Origin of the sequence: Halalkalibacter suaedae (genome assembly GCF_017939705.1) — a bacterium.
Lineage (GTDB): Bacteria > Bacillota > Bacilli > Bacillales > Bacillaceae_D > Halalkalibacter > Halalkalibacter suaedae.
In genome coordinates this window covers 1-6,871 of the sequence record NZ_JAGKSQ010000023.1, presented here as the reverse complement: position 1 = coordinate 6,871, position 6,871 = coordinate 1, and the positions used below count along the sequence as shown (strand labels likewise).

The 6,871-nt window shown below is 36.8% G+C and carries 6 protein-coding genes; 2 read left to right on the top strand and 4 right to left on the bottom strand.

Annotated elements, in window-relative coordinates; genetic code table 11:
* Positions 1–219: 219 nt before the first annotated feature.
* The 3 genes from J7W16_RS22345 to J7W16_RS21710 form a co-directional block, all read right to left on the bottom strand.
* On the bottom strand, positions 220–1,254 hold the full coding sequence (locus J7W16_RS22345) for a GMC oxidoreductase (protein WP_346726990.1): 1,035 nt from the start codon (positions 1,252–1,254) through the stop codon (positions 220–222).
* Entirely contained in the window at positions 1,203–1,910 is a 708-nt protein-coding gene (locus J7W16_RS22340; RefSeq protein ID WP_346726989.1) for a hypothetical protein, read from the bottom strand. Before J7W16_RS22340 ends, J7W16_RS22345 begins: the two co-directional genes overlap by 52 nt.
* 977 nt (positions 1,911–2,887) lie before the next feature.
* Positions 2,888–3,508, bottom strand: a complete 621-nt coding sequence (locus J7W16_RS21710) for a DUF3298 and DUF4163 domain-containing protein (protein ID WP_210599532.1) — start codon at positions 3,506–3,508, stop codon at positions 2,888–2,890.
* A 272-nt stretch (positions 3,509–3,780) separates the two neighbouring features.
* Between J7W16_RS21710 and J7W16_RS21705 the strand changes: the two genes are divergently transcribed.
* Positions 3,781–5,178, top strand: coding sequence for a right-handed parallel beta-helix repeat-containing protein (locus tag J7W16_RS21705; RefSeq protein WP_210599531.1), 1,398 nt, complete (start codon positions 3,781–3,783; stop codon positions 5,176–5,178).
* Between the two features lie 251 nt (positions 5,179–5,429).
* Here J7W16_RS21705 and J7W16_RS21700 read toward each other — a convergent pair whose 3' ends face one another.
* A complete protein-coding gene (locus tag J7W16_RS21700) occupies positions 5,430–5,840 on the bottom strand; it encodes an Lrp/AsnC family transcriptional regulator (RefSeq protein WP_210599530.1) in 411 nt (136 codons plus the stop codon).
* 132 nt (positions 5,841–5,972) lie between these two features.
* Between J7W16_RS21700 and J7W16_RS21695 the strand changes: the two genes are divergently transcribed.
* A complete protein-coding gene (locus J7W16_RS21695; protein ID WP_210599529.1) occupies positions 5,973–6,734 on the top strand; it encodes an MBL fold metallo-hydrolase in 762 nt (253 codons plus the stop codon).
* The last annotated feature ends 137 nt before the right edge of the window (positions 6,735–6,871 follow it).

Sequence of the window (6,871 nt, the reverse complement as noted above, 5' to 3'; positions counted from 1 at the left end):
ATTATACCATTTAGGGGGTTTTTTCTGTTTAAATCCGAAGGATGTATTTAATTTCTAATAACTAATTCCTAATTTCGAGATAAAAAGACTAATTAATCGACTTTTTCACCAGTCCCGGACGGTTCTCCTGTATCTTTTTCATATCAAAAAAGTTAGTTTTAAAGTATAAAGGGAAACAACGGAACCGTCCCTGTGTTTATCCTATGTTTTCTGTGTTTATCAAAAGTATTTCTCATTAATGATTGCCGCCGTTCTAGTTGCTAAAGCTTGAGTTGTCAGTGTAGGATTTGCTCCTCCTAAACCATTACTTAAAACACTGTTATCTGATATAAATAACCTCTTAACCTGAAATGCTTCACAGTTTTGATCTACGACGTAACCCATTCTCATTGTACTCATTATATGGATCATCATTCCATCCGGCCAATCCGAGTGAACAACCTTCTTAGCACCAGCTTTCAGAAGGATATTGCCTGCGATCTTAATCAATTCTTTCTTCTTCCTTAAGGTATTCTTAGATGGAACATAGCTAATAGCAGGAACAGGTCCATGTTCATCTGTTACAGTAGGGTTAGTAGAAACTTTATTACTCTTCACTACTTCATCGTCAGTTACGATTAACAAGTTCATTGAATTTTGATAATTGGCCATTAATTCCATTAACTCTTTCCCTACTACCGGTCCCTTACTAAAGGAATGGCTATCAAGGTGGGGAGAGTTCCCTGACTTACTTATAGCGTAAGAAAAGGATGCGGTTAATCCTGGACTTAAGCCCATTGCTAAAATTGACCCTAGACCGGGATAATCAAACCTGGCACCTGAAGTGTGTCCAACATTTGGTCCTACATTAGGACTATTAATTATTGAGATTAGCTCCTTCGAGTTAAAGATACCAGTAACCAAGTCCATATTATGGTTAGCTAATCCTTTTCCGACCCATTCGTTAAAAGGTAACATTGAATTCAGCCAAAGCCGTGGAGTTTCAATCGCTCCTGCTGCTATTACAACGCAATCTGCGTATAATTCCTGTTTTATACCTGTCCAAGTATTTCTCACTTTTACTCCAGTTGCCCTGATCCCTTCTTTTGGGTGATTCTCAGTGATTATTTTATAAGTAAACGTATTAGGCATAATTTCTACATTTCCGGTAGCTAATGCTAATGGAGTGTAGCTTACATTCGTGGAGCGTTTTGCTATTTTATCTACAGAGGGACAGTGGGGCAGCCATTTATACAATGGCCAGCCAGTGTACACCCTTCCATCCAGGACAATTGAAACGTTGAGTATTCTGGATTAGTAAGGTGCTGATTAGGGGGCAAAATCGCATTTGGTTGTGGCCGATAACCTGCTCCATTGACATCTAAAGTGGAAAGAAGCCTCCAACCTGCTCTTTTAGCACCAAAGTAAAATAATTCTTCTTTAGCTGTTGTTGGAGCGAATTCCACAGGTAATTCAGCTTCGACCTTTTCATAGAATGGTAAAAGTTCACGGTACGATATAGGCCACTCACCATCTACCGAAATAGGAAATGCTCTCGGAGAATTAGCCAAATAGTGTTGAGTAGAACCACCAACTCCAGAATTTTGCCATGCAAAACCATTTTGTTCAAATATCCTGGTCCAAGGTGGACGCTCTCGATTTGCAGGTCCCCATCGAAGCTTTCCTGCGATTAAATTGTTCATCTCATTTTCCATCTTACTGTAGGATTGTTTGAATAATCCAATATGTAAATCCTCAGCATGCTGGCTAGAAGCGGCACCTTCGTCCGTATTAGGGCTGGGCCACTTTCTATTCCCATACCAAGGTCCTGCTTCGAGCATAAGAACGTTTAAGCCTAATTCACCAAGTTCTTTAGCAACAACTGCGCCACCGCCACCAGCCCCAATGACAATAACATTATAATTTTTCATTTTAACCCCTTTCTACATAGGTCTCATTTTTAGTAAAAAGCCCCTGAAATCACGATAGCCATAGGAAGGCCCGGGATAACCTGAATAGATCCATCCTAGAGGGAAGATAAGAAGTTGTCTGTAACTTGGAGAGTAATATTTGGTGTATAAATAACCGGTCCATTCAGAGTAGTATCCAAAAAAAGTTAATTCGTATAGTGAATCAACCATAATTTTAATCAAGGTAGGATTGTTTTGATATGGAATTGGAAGTTTATCCAGAGGAACCTGGAGATTTTCTAATGCTGTCAAAGCTTTAAGTCGGTTACTTCTAGACAAATCAGAAAAGTAACCATTATAAAAAAAGGAGGGGGAAGTAATTGTATAATATGCTGATATGTCGAGCAGTTGAGATGTTTCATTAGATAAAGGTTGTGGCAGGCTATCAAGTGATATAAGGAGGTATTCCCAAATCATAAGATTCAGTCCACCATATTGAAAATGCTCGTTTGAGTCAGTCGATATCATAGTTGCTGGTATAAGTGCATCTACAACGGACATGAAATTTAACTGGGTTGTGTGAGACCATTTGTATTTTGGGGAAGTTGCCATATTCCACCTACTTTTAATATTATTATTATTATTATTACAATATTAGCGGTTTATGGTGATTAGACATAAAATTATAAAAATACTTTTTTCTTAATAAAGTAGCTTTACTAACGGAGAGAAATAAAGCCTTATGACTCTTAAGATAAAGTGGAATAGGTGTTTTCACTTGGTGTGTGCTACCACTTGATGAACAAGTTGGCATCAAATGGTAGAGGTTGGAGAAGGTGCTCGTAAAAATCATAGAAGAGTTGGTGAAATATGATGTATTCAACTTGATTTGTAAATCTTTTCGAGCCGCTCGAAGATTAAATCTTCGAAGCTACTAGAATAAAATACTTGAAAAGAGACTTGATGCCGTCTGGTGGTCAGCTGTCACTTCTTTGCACTTAATTGTTTTGTGCAAGTCTCCCGAGTGGGCCATTTTCTGCAATAATATCCTGTAGATCATATAAAGAAAGAGGGAACATTGGAAATCCGTATACATATGGAGTAATGTCATATAGTTGAAAGTAGATTACAAGTGTTTTGTCGGCAACGTAGAAGTCTTGGTCAGGTTGTATCGTTGTGAAATCTTCAAGTAGGGGAATGTCCCTTTCTTTTATTTGGGTTTGGATTAAGGCGGAAATTCGGTTGATATAATCACTGTCAGGTTTAAATAAATCTTTTAAGCTCATGAGTTTGCCTTGTTTTAAATCAAAGGTTAAAGATTTGATATAGGTCATTCCATGGGCAGCTTTGTGATGGTACGTGTAATTAGTGAATGCAAGACTTAAGACATCGCGTTGATTATTTTTTATCTCATATGTCCCTAACATTTCAACCACGGTTGAAGGAGAGTTGCCAATCTGTTGATTGATTAATTGCTGGGTTTGATCAACAATGGCACGATTGATCATCCGTTCCAATACAGGATTATTCATTCTGCTTATCATTGGGTATAAGACCTGTTGGTTAGGTCCATTGCTGACTCTCCATGTTTTAATCCGGACGGGTAAGGTTACTGTCATCTTCATTCCTCCTTTTCTCTCATTGTATTCAGTTATTGAACAGAGGTGCCCATTGAATAGACTCGGATTAACACTAGTCAAAAGCATTGTAGACCTTTGCTAAGGAACGATTGAAGTAGAAGGTGAGCTTGGAGAAGGCAGTGTTTTTACCATTAGAGCCCGGTTATGGTGGCCAGAAAGAAATTAAATAGACCTATAGACTTATTGTCTAAAGGGCAATTTCTATGATTTAGTATGAAGTGAAAATTACGAACGACTAAAGGAATGATGAAATGAAAAGGACGATCCTTTCCCTCTTTGCAGCAGTAGCTATTTTAATTGTTTATGCTTTTAATACAACAGAGTCAACACATGATAAGGCTATATACGTTGCTACTAATGGAAGTGATAAAAATGATGGAACTCAATCAAAACCATTTCGTACACTAAAGAAAGCTGCTTCAGAAGCAAGAGCGGGAACGATTGTCTACATAAAAGAAGGCATCTATACTGAAAGGCTAATTGTTAGGTATAGTGGAACAAAAATAAAACCAATCACGTTTAGAGCCTACAATCAAGACAAGGTTGTTATTACTGGTGAGGGCGTAGAAAATGTAGAAGGGGATACGTCCCTTGTTAACATAAACAATAAAAATTATATCACGATTAGTGGGCTCATTATTCAAGATTTATCTACTAACTTAACGAATGAAACTGTAATAGGGATGTATGTAACAGGCTCAAGCAGCCATATTACGTTAGAACATAATGTTGTGCGAAAGATAGAAACGCATGCAGAAGATGGGAACGCCCATGGGATTGCCATATACGGAACTGGCCCGATGAAAGATATTCGTATTATAAATAATACAATAGAGGATTTAAAGCTAGGGTGGAGTGAATCACTGGTTCTTAATGGGAATATCGATGGTTTTAATATTGAAAATAATGTAGTTCGCAGGAATGATAATATTGGGATCGATCTAATTGGTCATGAAGGAATATCAAATGATCCAAAAGCGGACTACGTTCGAAATGGTATCGTTAAAAATAATGAAGTGTATGAGATATCCTCGTACGGTAATCCAGCATACGGAGAAGAGTATAGTGCCGGTGGGATTTATGTCGATGGTGGGAAAAGGATAACGATTGAAAAGAATACTATTTATAATTGTGATATCGGAATTGAGGCAACCTCTGAGCATGCAAACCAATATGCTGATAACATTGAAATCACAGAAAACATCGTGTATAACAACCATTATACAGGAATATCAATTGGTGGATACGATGAAGATCGGGGAGGAACGATAAACTCTTCTATTACAAACAACATTATCTATCGAAATGATACGAAAGGTCTAGCAGGGGGGCAGCTGCTATTACAGCATGATATAAAAAATAATAGTATAGAAAGAAATATCTTAACCGCTGGGTCATCTCGTATTTTTATCGCCAACTTTTTTACAACGAATCAAGATAATGAACTAAGAAGAAATGTCTTTCATAAAGAAAAGGGAAAAATAGGACTTTGGGTATGGAATGAAGAAGAATTTACTTCTTTTCAAGATTTCAAGCTTTCTTCATCTAGTGATTCACAATCCAGTTATCTGGATCCAATCTTTGAAAATGAAACCAACTATCACTTTTCATTGAAAAAGGAATCTCCTGCAATCAATATTATAGAATAATAAGAAGCAGCAGAAGCACCATTAATTCATTGAAAAATCGCTCATCAGAAATCGGAAGTCCTCATCGTATTCAGCTGTTGAACAAAGGTGCCAATAAGCATTTGAATGGTCAAGACAAAAAGGCGGACCACGATCCCCTACATTCCTTGGAAGCCCAATTGATCAAGGGAATGACCTACTAACTTCATCTTAAAAGGCATTGATCCTTCTTGGATTAATGCCTCTGTTTGTTTAACGCATGTTTAATAGTACTATTTGTTAATAACAATGGATAATTTGTAGCTCACCAAATTGCTTAAATCTGTCAAGAATTCATCTAATATTTCATTGCTGGGGAATTTGCATTCGAGAAGGTAACAACTTTCTCCACTGATTTTGTAGTTGTTTATGACGAATTGAGCTTGTTCTTTTATAAACGACAGATAAGGTTGATGATTCGTGCTTTGCGTATAAATATGTATAATTGCGTGAACAATATACCCCATTTTTACTTGATTCACTTTAATGGTATACCCCTCAATAATTCCATTGTCCTCTAATTTTGCCACTCTAGCTGAAGTAGCCGGTCCAGTCAAATGGATATTTTCACCCAATTCTTTCATTGTAATCCGACTATTCTTAGTTAGTTCCTTCAGGATAAGCATATCTGTGTTATCTAACATTTATTTAACTCCTTTCATAAATAAAGTCAAACTGCCAAAAGACTTTACTTAATCTATGTATCCGTTATGTGGCGATAATGTAGACTATACATTGTGCAGAGGAAAAATAAAAATATAAAGGGGTTAATAGATATGAATCTACATCAAATTCGTAATGCTACAATGGTCGTTGAATATGCAGGAAAGAAATTTTTAATCGATCCAATGTTATCAGAAAAAGGCACTTACCCGCCTTTCCCTTCAGTAAGCCAAAACAACTCAAATAATCCTTTAGTTAGTTTACCAATATCCATTGACGATATCATTCATAATGTTGATGCTGTTATTGTCACTCATCTACATTATGACCACTGGGATGATGCTGCTAAAGAAGCACTGCCGAAAGAGATTAAAATCTTTTCCCAAAATGAAGAAGATGCGACCGAAATTCGAAATGCAGGCTTCAAAAATGTAGAGGTTTTACAAGAGAATACAGACTTTGAAGGAATCCAATTAATTAAAACAAGAGGTGAGCATGGAAGAGGCGAAATCCTAAAGGCTACTGGTCTAGTGTGCGGCGTTGTCTTCAAACACTCAAATGAGAAAACTTTATATGTAGCTGGAGATACTGTTTGGTATGAAGCTGTTCAGGAAGTAATTGACACACACAAACCAGAAGTCATTGTTGTCAACGGCGGGGATGTTCAACTCTCTGAAGGTGGTTCTCTAATTATGGGGAAAGATGACATTTATGAAGTTTATAAAGCTGCTCCAGATGCAAAAATCATTTCTGTCCATATGGAAGCTGTCAATCATTGGACATTATCAAAAGAAGAATTAAAAAGCTTTATTAATGAAAAAGGAATCTCCTCTAATGTTTTAGTACCTGAAGACGGAGAAACATATTCATTTTAAAGGATAGAGGGGAAACAAGGGGACGGTTCGGGACTGGTGAAAAAGTACCTTTTATAATTAGCCAATTTTAGTTAATGACAAAATTTCAAAGTCAAAACTAAAAATTCAATGAATTTTTAATGATTTTAACTTTGAAG